This is a genomic window from Leucobacter muris (assembly GCF_004028235.1).
Classification (GTDB): Bacteria; Actinomycetota; Actinomycetes; order Actinomycetales; family Microbacteriaceae; genus Leucobacter; species Leucobacter muris.
Window position 1 is genome coordinate 1 of sequence record NZ_CP035037.1, and the last position, 15,753, is coordinate 15,753.

12 protein-coding genes, 2 tRNA genes and 1 pseudogene are annotated in these 15,753 nt (G+C 67.7%); 14 read left to right on the top strand and 1 reads right to left on the bottom strand.

Going from position 1 to position 15,753, the window contains the following annotated elements:
• Positions 1–51: 51 nt before the first annotated feature.
• From dnaA to Leucomu_RS00055, 11 genes and pseudogenes are all read left to right on the top strand, one after another.
• The gene (gene dnaA / locus Leucomu_RS00005) at positions 52–1,473 is read left to right on the top strand and encodes a chromosomal replication initiator protein DnaA (protein WP_228407392.1); all 1,422 of its coding nucleotides are present in this window, start codon (positions 52–54) and stop codon (positions 1,471–1,473) included.
• A gap of 426 nt (positions 1,474–1,899) precedes the next feature.
• Positions 1,900–3,042, top strand: a complete 1,143-nt coding sequence (gene dnaN, locus Leucomu_RS00010; protein WP_017884102.1) for a DNA polymerase III subunit beta — start codon at positions 1,900–1,902, stop codon at positions 3,040–3,042.
• A 12-nt stretch (positions 3,043–3,054) separates the two neighbouring features.
• The gene (gene recF, locus Leucomu_RS00015; protein ID WP_128385937.1) at positions 3,055–4,215 is read left to right on the top strand and encodes a DNA replication/repair protein RecF; all 1,161 of its coding nucleotides are present in this window, start codon (positions 3,055–3,057) and stop codon (positions 4,213–4,215) included.
• A gap of 173 nt (positions 4,216–4,388) precedes the next feature.
• Positions 4,389–4,706 carry a DUF721 domain-containing protein gene (locus Leucomu_RS00020; protein WP_238560333.1) on the top strand — a complete coding sequence of 106 codons (318 nt, stop codon included), beginning with the start codon at positions 4,389–4,391 and terminating at the stop codon, positions 4,704–4,706.
• A 520-nt stretch (positions 4,707–5,226) separates the two neighbouring features.
• Complete coding sequence (gene gyrB / locus Leucomu_RS00025; protein WP_128385938.1) at positions 5,227–7,224, top strand: DNA topoisomerase (ATP-hydrolyzing) subunit B; 1,998 nt, start codon at positions 5,227–5,229, stop codon at positions 7,222–7,224.
• 76 nt (positions 7,225–7,300) lie between these two features.
• Positions 7,301–9,808 carry a DNA gyrase subunit A gene (gyrA, locus tag Leucomu_RS00030; RefSeq protein ID WP_193743407.1) on the top strand — a complete coding sequence of 836 codons (2,508 nt, stop codon included), beginning with the start codon at positions 7,301–7,303 and terminating at the stop codon, positions 9,806–9,808.
• Positions 9,801–10,208 (top strand): DUF3566 domain-containing protein, encoded by a 408-nt coding sequence (locus tag Leucomu_RS00035; protein ID WP_017884107.1) that lies wholly within the window; start codon positions 9,801–9,803, stop codon positions 10,206–10,208. Before gyrA ends, Leucomu_RS00035 begins: the two co-directional genes overlap by 8 nt.
• Positions 10,209–10,305: 97 nt before the next feature.
• A tRNA-Ile gene (locus tag Leucomu_RS00040) sits at positions 10,306–10,379 on the top strand.
• A gap of 29 nt (positions 10,380–10,408) precedes the next feature.
• Positions 10,409–10,484: transfer RNA gene (locus Leucomu_RS00045), tRNA-Ala, on the top strand.
• 94 nt (positions 10,485–10,578) lie between these two features.
• The gene (locus Leucomu_RS00050; protein ID WP_128385939.1) at positions 10,579–11,151 is read left to right on the top strand and encodes a GNAT family N-acetyltransferase; all 573 of its coding nucleotides are present in this window, start codon (positions 10,579–10,581) and stop codon (positions 11,149–11,151) included.
• A gap of 100 nt (positions 11,152–11,251) precedes the next feature.
• Positions 11,252–11,622 (top strand): annotated as a pseudogene (locus tag Leucomu_RS00055) (VOC family protein).
• A gap of 80 nt (positions 11,623–11,702) precedes the next feature.
• On the opposite strand, the gene Leucomu_RS00060 reads toward Leucomu_RS00055, so the two are convergent.
• Positions 11,703–12,461: a PIG-L deacetylase family protein gene (locus tag Leucomu_RS00060; protein ID WP_128385940.1), complete on the bottom strand. Its 759-nt coding sequence runs from the start codon at positions 12,459–12,461 to the stop codon at positions 11,703–11,705.
• Positions 12,462–12,575: 114 nt separating this feature from the next.
• On the opposite strand from Leucomu_RS00060, the gene Leucomu_RS00065 reads away from it, so the two are divergent.
• From Leucomu_RS00065 to Leucomu_RS00075, 3 genes are read left to right on the top strand one after another with little or no spacing between them, the layout of a single operon-like run.
• Entirely contained in the window at positions 12,576–13,973 is a 1,398-nt protein-coding gene (locus tag Leucomu_RS00065) for a sensor histidine kinase (RefSeq protein ID WP_128385941.1), read from the top strand.
• The gene (locus Leucomu_RS00070) at positions 13,961–14,680 is read left to right on the top strand and encodes a response regulator transcription factor (RefSeq protein ID WP_017884112.1); all 720 of its coding nucleotides are present in this window, start codon (positions 13,961–13,963) and stop codon (positions 14,678–14,680) included. The genes Leucomu_RS00065 and Leucomu_RS00070 overlap by 13 nt, the downstream gene beginning before the upstream one ends.
• Complete coding sequence (locus Leucomu_RS00075) at positions 14,677–15,657, top strand: hypothetical protein (RefSeq protein ID WP_128385942.1); 981 nt, start codon at positions 14,677–14,679, stop codon at positions 15,655–15,657. Before Leucomu_RS00070 ends, Leucomu_RS00075 begins: the two co-directional genes overlap by 4 nt.
• The last annotated feature ends 96 nt before the right edge of the window (positions 15,658–15,753 follow it).

Sequence of the window (15,753 nt, forward strand, 5' to 3'; positions counted from 1 at the left end):
GTGACAGACGACGAACTGCAGGAAGTCTGGGGCCGAGTCACCCAGACCGTCATGGGCGATCCCACGGTCGGGCCGGCCGTCGGCGCGCAGCTGGCGCTCGCAGTTCCCCGCGGCATCGCCGCAGGCACCCTCTACCTCGCGGTGCAGCTCGAATTCACCCTCAGGCTCCTCGAGAACCGTCTCCGACCCGCGATCATGAACGCCATCGCGGGCATCCCCGAGGCGCAGCAGATCGAGAACTTCGTGGTCATCGTCGACGAGGACGCCCACCCGGCGCTCGATCCCGATCCCGAACCGGCTTCGCACGCCACCGCAACCGCGCCGGCTCCCTTCCAGGGCGGCGACACCGATCCCGGCCTGCACACCACCGCGCCCACCCGGCACGACAGCGTGCGCCCCGTCGCCGAGCCGCGCAGCCGTCACGGCGTCGAAGACCAGGTCGACAGCCGTCTCAACGAGAAGTACGGTTTCGACAGCTTCGTCATCGGCCAGTCGAACCGCTTCGCCCACGCAGCGGCGGTCGCGGTGGCCGAGGCGCCGGCCCGCGCCTACAATCCGCTCTTCATCTACGGCGACTCGGGGCTGGGCAAGACCCACCTGCTGCACGCGATCGGCCACTACGCGCGCGAGCTCTTCCCCAGCGTGCGCGTGCGGTACGTGAGCTCCGAGGACTTCACCAACGACTTCATCAACTCGATCGCCAACAACCAGGGTGCGGCCTTCCACGCCCGCTACCGCAGCGTCGACATCCTGCTCGTCGACGACATCCAGTTCCTCGAGGACAAGGTCGAGACGCAGGAGGCGTTCTTCCACACCTTCAACACGCTGCACGACCACAACAAGCAGGTGGTCATCACGAGCGACGTGCAGCCGAAGCAGCTGCGCGGCTTCGAGGAGCGCATGCTGTCGCGCTTCGAGTGGGGTCTGCTCACCGACATCCAGGCGCCCGACCTCGAGACCCGCATCGCGATCCTGCGCAAGAAGGCGCAGCGCGAGAGTCTCGAGATCGATCACAGCATCCTCGAGTTCATCGCGAGCAAGTTCTCGTCGAACATCCGCGAGCTCGAGGGCACCCTCATCCGGGTCACGGCCTACGCCAGCCTCAACCAGCAGCGCATCGACATGCAGCTCGTGCACACGGTGCTGAAGGATCTCATCACCCTCGACGCCGACAACGAGGTGCAGCCTTCGGACATCATCAGTCGCACCGCCGAGTACTTCGACCTCTCGATCGACGATCTGTACGGCCCCACCCGGGCGCAGCAGATCGCCACCGCTCGGCAGATCGCGATGTACCTCTGTCGTGAGCTGACCCCGCTCTCGCTGCCGAAGATCGGGCAGCTGTTCGGCGGGCGCGACCACACGACCGTGATGTACGCCCACAAGAAGATCTCGCAGCTCATCGCGGAGCGGCGATCGATCTACAACCAGGTGACCGAGCTGACCACCCGCATCAAGCAGGGATCGCGCTGATCCGGGAGTCGGTTCCGCCGGTCACGGCCGGCGATGTTATCCACAACTTTCCACGTCCCTGTGAATAGATGGGGAGAAGTGGCGCGAATCTGTGGAGGAGATCGCCGCTCCTGTGGAAACAGGCGAATGACAGGAATTCCGCGTCATTCCGCCGCTCCCCAGTAGTCCACGGTCTGCCAACAACTCACAGAGGTGTAGTTCTCTACGAAACACTGGCCTTGTGAGAGTTATCCACAGTTTCCACAGCTGTTAACACTGTTAACATCCCAATTCTTGTTAACGGGCACTCGATCACGCGGACCGCTCGGCGTTCTCAGCTGCACCCCGCTGTCACACGAAGCCCGCGGATGCCAGTGGGCTCCGAGTATGCAAAGATTGTGAACCGATGAGATTCACGCACACTCGTGCGCGTGGGAGGGAAGCCAGATGCGATTCACCGTCAACCGCGACGTGTTCAGCGACGCCGTGTCGTTCGCAGTGAAGCTGCTTCCGCAGCGCCCCACCCAACCTCTTCTGAGCGGGGCTCTCATCGAGGCCGAGGGCGACCAGCTCACCGTCTCATCCTTCGACTACGAGGTGTCGGCTCGCACGAGTGTCACCGCCGAGGTGTCGGAGGCGGGCCGCGCGCTCGTCTCGGGCCGCCTGCTCAGCGAGATCGCTCAGCGCCTTCCTCACGCCGACGTAGAACTCTCCCTCGTCGAGAATCGTGTCGAGGTGCGCTGCGGATCGGCGTCGTTCCGCCTTCCCGCAATGCCCGTGGAGGAGTACCCGCAGGTTCCGCAGGTCGACTCCGTCTCCGGATCGGTGCCGGCGGATCTCTTCGCGGACGCGATCGCTCAGGTGTCGCTCGCCGCGTCGAAGGACGACGTCACCCCGGTCATCACGGGTGTGCAGTTCGAGGTGAGTGAGAACTCCCTGACGCTCACCGCCACCGATCGCTATCGCGTCGCCACGCGCAGCATCGACTGGGAGAACCAGAGCGGGCAGAGCGATCTCAGCGCCCTGGTGCCGTCGAAGATCGTCACCGAAGTCGGCAAGACTTTCTCCGGCGATGGTCAGGTGCAGGTGTCGATCATCAAAGACGATGAGCGCGAACTCATCGCCTTCACGGGCGGGTCGAAGACCGTGACCTCGCTGCTGATCAAGGGCAACTACCCGCCGGTGGGCCGCCTGTTCCCGACGAGCGTCGACAACTACTCCGTGATCAACACCTCCGAGCTGGTCGAGGCGGTCGGTCGTGTCGGTCTGGTGCTCGAGCGAGAGGCCGCTCTGCGGTTCTCGTTCGCCGAGGGCACCGTCACTCTCGAGGCCGCCGGCACCGAGTCCGCCCAGGCCGTCGAGACCGTCGATGCTCACCTCGTCGGCGAGGAGATGGTGGTATCGCTCAAGCCGCAGTTCCTGCTCGACGGGTTGCGCTCGACGCACTCCGAGTTCGCGCGTATCGCCTTCACCCGCACCGACAACCCGGGCAAGCCCGGCCCCGTGCTCATCACGAGCCAGCGGAGCAAGGACGACGCCGACGAGGAGAGCTTCCGCTACCTGCTGCAGCCGAACCTGCTGCTTCGATAGGGGAGGGGAGCGATGCGGGTCGCGCATCTCTCGCTCGGAGACTTCCGCAACTACGCGACCGCGGAGCTCGAACTGGCAGCGGGCCCGAATCTTCTCGTCGGGCGCAACGGGCAGGGCAAGACGAATCTGGTCGAGGCGATCGCCTACTTCGCGATGCTTCGATCGCACCGCGCAACCGGTGACGCACCGCTGATCCGTGCCGGAGCGGAATCCGCGATCGCACGCCTGCGAGTCCAGGCTGCGGAGCGCGACGTGCTGCTCGAGCTGCAGTTGAATCGGGATCGGCCGAACCGTGCCCAGGTGAATCGCAACTCCGTGCGTCCGCGGGAGGTGACGAGATGGTTCTCGTCCGTCTCGTTCATGCCCGAGGACCTGGGAATCGTTCGTGGAGAGCCCTCAGGACGCCGACGCTTCCTCGATGATGCGCTCGTGTCGCGGCATCCGGTCGCTGCGGGAGCGCTCAGCGACTATGAACGAGTGGTGCGACAGCGCACATCGCTGCTCAAATCGGCGCGTCGCGGGAGCGGAGCGATCGAATCTACCCTGAGCATCTGGGATGATCAGCTCATCGAGTACGGCACTCAGATCATTCTGGCTCGCCGTGAACTCGTGCGGGATCTCGGCGCGCCGCTGCGTGCCGGATATCGGTCGCTGGTGGATCAGGATCACGGTCCGATATTGACGCTGCAGGAGTCGGTGGGTGCGGCACTGGGTGACGTTTCACGTGACACACTGGCAATCGAGCAACTCGCCGACGTTTCACGTGAAACACTTGCCGAACAGTTTCGCGCGGCGCTTCAGGCTGTTCGCGTACGAGAGCTCGAGCGGGGAGTCACGCTCGTCGGACCCCACCGAGACGATCTCGTCTTGAGTCTCAACGATCTTCCGGTGAAGGGTTATGCAAGCCACGGCGAGTCCTGGTCGTTCGCGCTCTCGCTGAAGATGGCGCTCGCGTCGGTGCTTCGGGCAGAGTCTCCGGCGGGTGATCCGGTGATCATTCTCGACGACGTCTTCGCGGAACTCGATGCGCGCCGACGAGAACGGCTCATGTCTGCGGTGAGCGACTTCGAGCAGGTCATCGTGACCGCGGCAGTGGAGGATGACGTGCCCGACGGAGTAGCCTGGCATCGGGTCCGCATCGAGGCGGGCAGAATCCTCGAGGGGGAGCGGTGACGCAGACAGGCAGCGGTGGTTTCGCAACCGAGTCCTATCTGCGTGCGAAATCCATCTGGCGCGGCGTGCCCGCACGTCGGCGCAACCGGAGGCACCAGGACGACGACTCGCCGGGTGGGCGACCCTTCGGTGGGGGACGCGATCCGCGTGCGCTCGGCGAGGTGCTCACGGTCATGGCGAGTGACATGGGCTGGAGCATCGAGCTCGAGCAGGCTCGCCTGGTCGCGGAGTGGCCGGAGTTCGCGGGGGAGGCCACGGCCGAGCACACCACCGTGCTCGGTATCAGTAATGGCGTGCTGCAGGTGCAGTGCGACTCCACCACCTGGGCCACGGAACTGCGGCGTCTGCGAGCCGAGATGCTGACGCGTCTGCTGCGAGACTATCCCGATGCCGAGGTGCGGGATCTGCGGTTCCTCGCGCCGGGGGCACCCAGCTGGCGGCACGGCCCCCGAACGGTCAAGGGGCGCGGTCCACGGGACACCTATGGGTGACGAAGAACCCCGTATCGGAGCCGTGCGTGTGTTCGCCGCATCGATGTGAGAACCCGGCGTGCCGCGCCTCGGTGGCGACGAGTGCCGCCCGCGCGGTCGATGCGTTTCAATCCGGGACGGTGCGGTCTCGATGGCTCGCCGGCCTGAGCGGCCCTCTGGGACAGACCGCGCCTCGATATTTCTCGCACCACCGGCAGCTTCTCCGATAAACTTCTGTGAGGCGAGGGCGCGGAGTTCATGCCGGTTGGCTGGATGCGCGTTTCGATTGGGCGGCGGGGGTCAGCTGTCCGGCACATGCCGCTTCGCCGGTCGGCTCAGCGCGGCCATTTTTCGGGTGCTTCCGCGCGCCCCGAGCCTCCGTTGACGGCTGTGTGATTCGACCAGGGGCGATCCACGTCGAGAAATAGCCTTCTGAGGCCCGTCGCGGGCCTTTTCTCGGGCTGCGCTTGATAAGCTGGTGTGCGGAAGTGTCCTGGGCGCAAAAACGCGCCGAGAGGGCCGGAAAAGGATCATTGAAGGCATGAGTTCAGAACAGGCCGCGGCTGCGGAAGACTACGGCGCCGGTGCAATCCAGGTGCTCGAGGGCCTCGAGGCAGTACGCAAGCGTCCTGGTATGTACATCGGCTCCACGGGCCCACGGGGTCTGCACCACCTCGTCTACGAGATCGTCGACAACTCTGTCGACGAGGCGCTGGCCGGGTTCTGCGACACCATCGACGTGACGATCCTCGAAGACGGGGGAGTGCGCGTCGTCGACAACGGCCGAGGCATCCCCGTCGATCCCCACTCGTCGGATCCGTCGAAGTCGACCGTCGAGGTGGTGCTCACCGTGCTGCACGCCGGAGGCAAGTTCGGCGGCGGCGGCTACGCCGTCTCCGGCGGCCTGCACGGTGTCGGTTCCTCGGTGGTGAACGCTCTCTCGAGCCGCTTCGCAGTCGAGGTCAAGCGTCAAGGTTTCACGTGGAACATGTCGTTCAGCGGCAGCGTGCCCGATGCCCCGCTCGCGCAGGGCGAGCCGAGCGACGAGACCGGCACCACCATCACCTTCTGGCCGAGCGCCGAGATCTTCGAGACCGTCGAGTTCGATTATCAGACGCTGCGCACCCGGTTCCAGCAGATGGCGTTCCTCAACAAGGGCCTCAAGATCATCCTCACCGATCTGCGTACGCAGGAGCCCGAGGAGAACGCGGAGGGCGAACTCGTCGCGCCGCCGGCGCCCCATGACGAGTTCCTCTACGAGAGGGGCATCGAGGACTACGTTCAGCACCTCAACGCGACCAAGCGCGCCGATGTGGTGAACGAGCAGATCATCTCCTTCGAGTCGGAGGACACCGAGCGCAAGATCGCGGTCGAGGTCGCGATGCAGTGGACCACGGCATACACCGAGAGTGTGCACACCTACGCGAACACGATCAACACGCACGAGGGCGGTACGCACGAGGAGGGCTTCCGCGCAGCGTTGACCACGCTCGTCAACCGCTACGCCCGCGAGAAGAACATCCTGCGCGAGAAGGACGACAACCTCTCCGGTGACGACGTGCGCGAGGGCCTCACCGCGGTCATCTCGGTGAAGCTCGGCGAACCTCAGTTCGAGGGTCAGACGAAGACCAAGCTCGGCAACACCGAGGCCAAGGCCTTCGTGCAGAAGGTCGTGGGCGATCAGCTCGGCGACTGGTTCGAGCGCAATCCCGGGCCGGCGAAGGACATCATTCGCAAGTCGATCCAGGCGGCCACCGCGCGACTCGCGGCGCGCAAGGCGCGCGAGACCGCGCGCCGCAAGGGTCTGCTCGAGTCCGGCGGCATGCCGGGCAAGCTCTCCGACTGCACCAGCAAGGATCCGAGCGTCTCCGAGATCTTCATCGTGGAGGGCGATTCGGCGGGCGGCTCGGCGAAGACCGGGCGCAATCCCCATACCCAGGCCATCCTGCCGCTTCGCGGCAAGATCCTGAACGTTGAGAAGGCTCGCCTCGACCGCGCCCTCAACAACGCCGAGGTGCAGGCCATGATCACCGCCTTCGGCGCCGGCATCGGCGAGGAGTTCGACCCGGAGAAGGCGCGGTACCACAAGATCGTGCTCATGGCCGACGCCGACGTCGACGGCCAGCACATCACCACGCTGCTGCTCACGCTGCTCTTCCGCTACATGCGGCCCCTGATCGACCTCGGTTACGTGTATCTCGCCCAGCCGCCGCTCTACCGCATCAAGTGGGCGAACGCCGAGCACGAGTACGTGTACAGCGATGCCGAGCGCGATGCCCGGCTCACTGCGGGATCCGAGAACGGCCGCCGTCTCGTGAAGGAGAGCGGTGTGCAGCGCTACAAGGGTCTCGGCGAGATGAACCACGAAGAGCTGTGGGAGACCACCATGAACCCCGAGACCCGCACGCTGCTGCAGGTCACGATGGAGGACGCCGCGGCGGCCGACGAGATCTTCGCCACGCTCATGGGCGAGGATGTCGAGGCGCGCCGCGGCTTCATCCAGCAGAACGCGAAGGACGTGCGCTTCCTTGACATCTGAGAACAACATCCCCGAGACCGAGACCGAGACCGAGACCGAGACCGAGGCCGACGAGCCGGTCGAGCAGCAGCCGGCCATGCACGGCCGCATCGATCAGGTCGATCTGCAGCTCGAGATGCAGCGCTCGTACCTCGACTACGCGATGAGCGTGATCGTGGGTCGCGCGCTTCCCGATGTGCGCGACGGCCTGAAGCCGGTGCACCGCCGAGTCATCTACACGATGTACGACGGCGGCTATCGTCCCGACAAGGCGTTCTCGAAGTGCACCCGTGTCATCGGCGACGTGATGGGTCAGTTCCATCCGCACGGCGACAGCGCGGTCTACGACTCGCTCGTGCGCCTCGTGCAGCCGTGGTCCCTGCGCTACCCGCTGGCGCTTGGCCAGGGCAACTTCGGCTCGCCCGGCAATGACGGCGCCGCCGCGCACCGATACACCGAGACGAAGATGTCGCCGCTCGCCATGGAGATGGTGCGCGACATCGACGAAGACACCGTCGACTTCCAGGACAACTACGACGGCCGCACGCAGGAGCCGACCGTGCTCACGAGCCGGTTCCCGAACCTGCTCGTCAACGGCTCCGTCGGCATCGCGGTCGGCATGGCCACGAACATCCCGCCGCACAATCTGCGCGAGGTCTCCGAGGCCGCCATCTGGCACCTCGAGCACCCCGAGGCCAGCCGGGACGAACTGCTCGAGGCGCTCATGGAGCGCGTGCACGGCCCCGACTTCCCGACGGGCGCCCAGATTCTCGGCTCCAAGGGCATCCGCGAGGCGTACCGCACGGGCCGCGGCTCGATCACCATGCGCGCCGTGGTCAACATCGAGGAGATCCAGGGCCGCACCTGCCTCGTCGTCACCGAGCTGCCCTATCAGGTCAACCCCGACAACCTCGCGGTGAAGATCGCCGACCTGGTCAAGGACAACAAGGTGCAGGGCATCGCGGACATCCGCGACGAGACCAGCGGCCGCACCGGCCAGCGCCTCGTGATCGTGCTCAAGCGCGATGCGATCGCGAAGGTCGTGCTCAACAACCTGTACAAGCACACGCAGTTGCAGGAGAACTTCGGCGCGAACATGCTCGCGATCGTCGACGGCGTGCCCCGCACGCTCGCACTCGACGGCTTCATCACCACCTGGGCCAGGCACCAGGTCGAGGTGATCGTGCGCCGCACCGAGTTCCGCCTGCGCAAGGCGGAGGCCGAGGCACACATCCAGCGCGGCTACCTCAAGGCGCTCGACGCGCTCGACGAAGTCATCGCACTGATCCGGCGCTCGCCCACCGTGGAGGAGGCGCGTGAGGGCCTCATGGGGCTGCTCGGCGTCGATCAGATCCAGGCGGATGCGATCCTCGGCCTGCAGCTGCGCCGCCTCGCGGCGCTCGAGCGTCAGAAGATCCTCGACCTGGCCGCCAAGCTCGAGGCTCAGATCGCCGAGTACCAGGCCATCCTGGCCTCCCCGAGCGAGCAGCGCGGCATCGTCGTCTCCGAGCTCACGGAGCTCGTCAACAAGTACGGCGACGAGCGGCGCACGACGATCCTGCACGGCTTTGACGGCGACATGTCGATGGAGGACCTGATCCCCGAAGAGGAGATGGTCGTGACCGTCACGCGCGGCGGCTACGTGAAGCGCACGCGCATCGACAACTACCGATCGCAGCATCGCGGCGGCAAGGGCGTGAAGGGCGCGCAGCTGCGCGCCGATGACATCATCGAGCACTTCTTCGTGACGACGACGCATCACTGGCTGCTGTTCTTCACGAACACCGGCCGTGTCTACCGGGCGAAGACCTACGAGGTGCCCGAGGGCGGCCGCGACTCCAAGGGACAGCACCTCGCGAACCTGCTGGCGCTCGCTCCCGACGAGACCGTCACGCAGATCCTCGACGTGCGCGACTTCGAGGCCGCCGGCTACCTCGTGCTCGCCACCCGCGACGGCCTCGTGAAGAAGACCGCGCTCCCCGAGTACGACACCAACCGCACGGGCGGCATCATCGCCATCAAGCTGCGCGAGGGCGACGAACTCGTCTCGGCGCTCATCGCCGAGTCGAGCGATGACGTGCTGCTCGTGTCGAAGCACGGTATGTCGGTGCGATTCACCGCCTCTGATCAGGCACTTCGACCGATGGGACGTTCGACGAGCGGCGTGCGGGGCATGAACTTCCGAGACGGCGACTCGCTGCTGTCGGCCTCCCGTATCAACGGCGTCGAGGGCTACGTGTTCGTCGTCACCGAGGGCGGGTACGCGAAGCGCACCGCGGTCGACGAGTACCGCGTGCAGAACCGTGGCGGCTACGGCATCAAGGTGGCGAAGCTCGACGAGAACCGCGGCGACCTGGTCGGCGCGCTCATCGTGGAGGAGACGGACGAGGTGCTCGCGGTGCTCGCCAGCGGCAAGGTCGTGCGGTCGGCGGTGGCCGAGGTGCCGGCGAAGGGCCGCAACACCATGGGGGTCGTCTTTGCAAGATTCCCAGAGCGGGACCGTATCATTGGCATCGCGCGAAACACGGAGCGCGGGCTCGACGACGAAGAGTCCGAGTCCCTGGGCACCGAGAACGCTGAGAACAAGGAAGACGTGAATGAGTAACACTGTCGCCGACAAGCTGGCAAAGAAGACCCGCAAGAAGGCCCCGGCGAAGCAGGTGCGCCTGAAGCTCGTCTACATCGACTTCTGGTCGGCGGTGAAGTTCTCGTTCCTCATCTCGCTGTGCGTGGGAATCGTGAGCGTGGTCTCCGCCATCCTCATCTACACGGTGCTCATGCAGACCGGCGTCTTCTCGCAGGTCGACGCCCTGTTCATGGACATCGTCGGCGAGGACAACAGCCTGATGAAGTTCATCGGCTTCTCGCAGGTGCTCGGCTTCTCGGTGGTGGTGGGCATCCTCAACACCATCGTGGGCACGGCTCTCGGGGCCATCGGATCGCTCATCTACAACCTGCTCGTGCGGGTGCTGGGCGGCTTCCAGCTGGGCTTCACCAGCAACTAGACGGCGCGATCATCTCGCGCGACCACGGCAACTCGCCCGATGTTCGATCTCGATTTCTGATTTCGGCCGGCATCGGATAAAGTTATTGCTTGGTCAAGGGGCTATAGCTCAGGCGGTTAGAGCGCTTCACTGATAATGAAGAGGTCCCAGGTTCAAGTCCTGGTAGCCCCACCGAATAACTCCCGAGAGAGTTGTTCAGCGGGTCCTTAGCTCAGTTGGTAGAGCGCCTGCTTTGCAAGCAGGATGTCGGGAGTTCGATTCTCCCAGGATCCACCACTGATCCAGAAGATCCCCGCCCGGTTCACCGGACGGGGATCTTCTGCGCGAGGGGGCCGTTCCGCCGGGCTCCCTTCGGGGCCATACTGAAGCCATGGCGATCCAGGTTCGACCGGCGACGGTCTTCGAAGACGTGGCCGCGCTCGTGGGCCCGAAGAAGCCCACGTCGAACGTGTGCTTCTGCCTGAGTTACCGGGTGGGCAACAAGGAGAACAACGCCCTGCGCGGGCACGAGCGGGCCGATCGAGTGCGGGAACTGTGCGCTCAGGATCCGCCGCCCGGCGTGATCGCCTACCTCGACGGCGAGCCGGTCGGGTGGGCCGCCGTGCACCCCCGCGCCGACACCAGCTTCGCCGGCAACCGACTGATCCCGTACGTCGACGACCTCGACGTCTGGTCGCTGTGGTGCTTCCGCGTGCGCCCCGGCCACCGCAAGCAGGGCCTCATGCACGCGCTCATCGCGGGCGCCGTCGACCACGCCCGCACGAGCGGCGCTCCCGCGATCGAGGGCTACCCCGTCGACAATGCGGGCGATCGGGTGAACCTCACCATGGCGTACGTCGGCACGCGCCGCCTTTTCGAGGGCGCCGGCTTCGAGAAGGCGGCCGACACGGGGTCGGTGCTCGACGGGTTCCCTCGCGTGCTCATGAGGAAGTCGCTGGCCTAGCACTCCGATGGCGGATGCCGGGCACGCCCCCGTGCGGTGACGCGGGGAAACCGCTGGGAGGCGGATGCGTGCGGCGAGGCCGCGGAGTAGGGTGACGGGCATGGCCTCCCGTCTTTCTGAACTGATCATCGACTGCCGGGATCCGCAGCTTCTCGCGGACTTCTGGTGCGAAGCGCTGGGCTACACGGTGCTCGACCTCGACGAGGGCGCGATCGAGATCGGCCCCGAGGCCGGCTTCGGCGGCGTGCAGCCACCCTGATCTTCAGCCCGACCGATGAGCCGAAGACGGGCAAGCTGCGCATGCACTTCGATCTCAACCCGACGGACCGGGATCAGCGGGCCGAGCTCGAGCGGCTTCTCGCACTGGGCGCGCGGTTCGCCGACGTCGGGCAGACGGGAGAGGAGCAGTGGCACGTGCTGCTCGACCCCGAGGGCAACGAGTTCTGCCTGCTGCGCCGTCGTCTCGACTGAGCCGCCGCCGCGCCTGCGGACGACCCCCGAGCTGCCGAGCCGCGGCTCAACGCTCCTCGAACCGAACTGCGTCCCGTTCGCTACTCCCGCAGCCGGTGCTCCGCGAAGGCGACCGCGCGCGGCAGCCCGGCCCGCCGGCCCTGATCGGCGAGCAGTCCCGTGACGAGATCCTCGGGCGACGGGTGCCACGGCAGGTCGGCGAGATAGGCCTCGTGCGCGCTGAGCGAGGCGATCGCGCGGCGCGCGGCGTCCTCGTCGACGGGCACGGCGTGCGTCGGCCGTGCACCGGTGAGCAGCAGGCGCTGCACGCTCCACGGCGCCAGATCCTCCTCGTGCAGCAGCTCGGGGAACACCCACCGGTTGTCGGCGTCGCGTGCCGCGTCGATTGCGGCGAGGCCCGCTGCGCGGTGATCCGCGTGGTCGAAGCCCCAGGCCACCTCGAGCTGCCCCGATCCGAAGACCACCGCGTCGGGCCGGAACGCCCGGATCTCGCGCGCGATCGCTCGGCGCAGCTCGAGCCCGTATTCGAGCACGCCATCGGGGAAGTCGAGGACCGTGAGCCGTTCGACCCCCACCGCCTCGCACGCCGCGCGCTGCTCGCGGGCGCGCAACGGGCCGGCCTCCTCGGGAGGGCGCTGCATGCCGGCCTCGCCCGCGGTGAGCAGTAGATAGCCCACCTCGATGCCCCGCGACACCCACGATGCCACCGCCGCGGACGTGCCGTACTCGGCGTCGTCGGGATGCGCGACCACGACGAGCACGCGGCCGATGCCGGTCTCGTCGAGGGGCGGGAGGGGCGGCTCGGCCGCCGGGCTCTGCGGTGCGTCCTGGGTGTCCATGACCTCAGCCTAGGCATGGATCCCGCGCGCGGAACAGGGGGTAGGGAAAACCGGAAGCCTTCTCTCCGGGTCCCTCGGTGTCGCTGTGAGCGAGCCACGGCCTAGCGTAGAGGCATGACATCACAGACACAGTCGCTGCCGCAGGGGCAGCCGTGCGCCGGGCAGCCCCCCGTGCCGCCCGCCGCCGATCAGCAGGCCACGCAGAGGCTGCCGCATCCGCCCGCGGGCGCGAGCGCCGCGGAACCCGGCAGGCCGGCGTCCGGAGCCCCGGTGCCGCCGCCCGCCGCGCCGAACGCGCCGGGATCCGCCGCCGCTCCCACCCCCAAGACCAGGCGCCCACCGCTCCGCATCGCCATGACGATCCTGCACCTCGCGGCCGTCGGCGTGGTCGGCTTCACCGTGATCGGCCTGCTGTTCGGCGCGCTCGGCACCGGCCTCGGGCTGCTGCTGGTGCTCGGCATCGGCGCGGTCGTGCTGGTGGGTCTCGTCTACGCGCTGTTCGGGATCGCCTGGTTCGAGACGCATCGCGTGAGCGGCTTGTACCACCTCGAGACCCCCGCGCTGCGCTGGACGCCGCAGTCCGGCCCCGGCTTCAAGGCGTGGCTGCGCGCGCTCGGCCGCCAGTCGATCGACGGCCGCATGTGGCGCGCACTCGCCAACTTCGGCATCGCGAGCCTCATGGGCGTCGCGGTGCTCGGCCTGGCCCAGGGGCTCGTGCACTCGGTGATCTCGGCCTTCCGCACCTTCTCGGTGTGGTGGCAGCCGGGGCTGCTGAGCGCGCTGCTGTGCGCCGTCGGCATCGTCGGTCTCGCCCTGCTGCACCGTCTCATCTCGGTCGCCATCGTGGGCGCCGACGTGAAGGAGGAGCAGCTCAACGCGCAGGTGCGCACCAGCACCGCTCAGCGCGAGAGCGCGGTACGAGCGGCCGATGTGGAGCGCACGCGCATCGAGCGGGATCTCCACGACGGCGTGCAGCCGCGTCTCGTGTCGGTGGGGATGACCCTGGGACTCGCCCAGGAGAAGATCGACAGCGACCCCGAGGCCGCGAAGGCGCTCGTCGCCGAGGCCCACACCTCGACGAAGGCTGCGATCACCGAGCTGCGCCAGCTGGCGCGCGGCATCTACGCCTCGGTGCTCGACGACCGCGGGCTCGACGCGGCCCTCTCGGCACTCGCCGCACGATCCCACGTTCCCGTGCAGCTCGACGTGCGCCTGCCCTCGCGCTGCAGCCGCAACGCCGAAGCCGCCGTCTACTTCGCGATCGCCGAGTCGCTCACCAACGCCGCGAAGCACTCGCGGGCCAGCGAGTGCCGCGTCGTGGTGCGGGTGCGCGACGGCAACACGCTCTGGGCCCGCGTCGAGGACAACGGCGTCGGCGGAGCGAGCGTGCTGCCCGGCGGCGGCATCGACGGCGTGATGAACCGGGTGCTCGCCGCCGGCGGCACGACCCGACTCGACAGCCCGCAGGGCGGGCCGACCACCCTGGAGGTGAGTGTGCCATGCGCATCCTGATCTGCGAAGACTCCGTGCTGCTGCGCGAGGGCCTCGTGCGGCTGCTGGAGCACGGCGGTCACGAGGTGGTCGCCGCGCTGCCCGACGCCGGCGAGCTGATGGGGCGGGTGGGGGAGACCGATCCGGATCTCTGCATCCTCGACGTGCGACTGCCTCCGACATTCACCGACGAGGGCATCCGAGCCGCGCTCGAGCTGCGCCGCGCCCGCCCCGGGCTCGCGGTGCTGGTGCTCTCGCAGTACGTCGAGGAGCGGTACGCGAGCGATCTGATCGCCGGCCAGGGCGGCGCCTTCGGATACCTGCTCAAGGACCGCGTCGCCGACGTGGGGGAGTTCATCGATTCGGTGGAGCGGATCGGCCAGGGCGCGACGGTGCTCGACCCCGAGGTGGTGGCGCAGCTGCTCACCCGCCGCAGCCGGGACGACCGCATGCGCTCCCTCACCGACCGCGAGCGCACCGTGCTCGCGGCGCTCGCCGAGGGTCGCTCCAACCAGGCTATCGCGGGGCTTCTCTTCCTCTCGGAGGCGAGCGTCGAGAAGCACATCACCGCGATCTTCCAGAAGCTCGGCCTCGATGCCGAGGAGGGGGGCAACCGACGCGTGCTCGCAGCCATCGCGCACATCGAGAGCACCGCGGGGCCCGGCACCGGATCCGCCCCGGGCCACCCGAACACGACCACCCACACACAGACGGGATCATTCTCATGACCAGCAACAACGGGCCCTCCGCGCCCCGCTCGTCCGCCGCCACCACGATCACGATCGTCGCGGCCGTCGTGGGCGGAGTCGTGCTCTTCGGCGCTGCCGTGTCGAGCACCCTGAACGTGCTCGGCGCGTTCGCACCGCGGGCGGGTCTCCCATTCGCCGATCAACTCGACCTGTCCCGCGAGATCATGGACGACATCGCCGACGATCTGCCCGGCTACGACTCCGGGGGCGTCGCCGGCGGCGGATCCTCGGAGCGCCGCGGCGACGGGACGGGCGGCTCGGGCGCCGCGGAAGAGCTGCGCGCACCCGTCACAGGCATCACGGGCCTCGAGATCGAGGCCTCTGCGTCGTCGTTCACGCTCGAGTTCGGCGATGTCGACGAGGCCGTGCTGGTGGTGGAGCGCGACACCGACCGCACCGGCAAGTGGACGATGCGCCAGGACGACGACGAGCTGGTGGTGGAGCGCGCCCAGGGCTCCCGCACCGGCGGCTGCCTGTTCGGCTGCGCCGATCGCGGCGGCCGCGAGATCGTCACCCTGACGCTGCCGACGAGTCTCGGCGAGGGCGGCCGACTGAGCGGCGACCTGCGGGTCGCCGCGGGCGAGCTGCTGGCCGTCGGCGAGTTCGCCGATCTCGACCTCGAGGTCAGCGCCGGCAATCTGGTCTTCACGGGCGCGGCGACCGAACTCGACCTCGGAGTGCAGGCGGGCCGCGCCGAGGTGGAGGCGGCCGATGTGCGCGACGCCCAGATCGAGGTCGAGGCGGGCGAGGCCGTGGTCAGGCTGACCGGCAGCGCCCCGGCGCTCGTCGACCTCCAGGCGGACGCCGGCAGCGCGGACGTGCGGCTTCCCGAGGGGGAGTACCGGCTCGACGTGCGCGGCGAGCTCGGCAAGATCGACAACCGGCTCTCGGCGAGCGAGCAGTCGAAGAACGTGGTGAAGGTGCGGTCGTCGCTCGCCGAGGTGATCCTGCGCTGAACCGCGGCCTCTGAGCCCGCCGTTCCCGAGCCCGCCGTCCCCGAGCATGTCGAAGGGGCGGCGGGTTCCTGGCGTCTCCGGCCCCGCAGCCGCCGC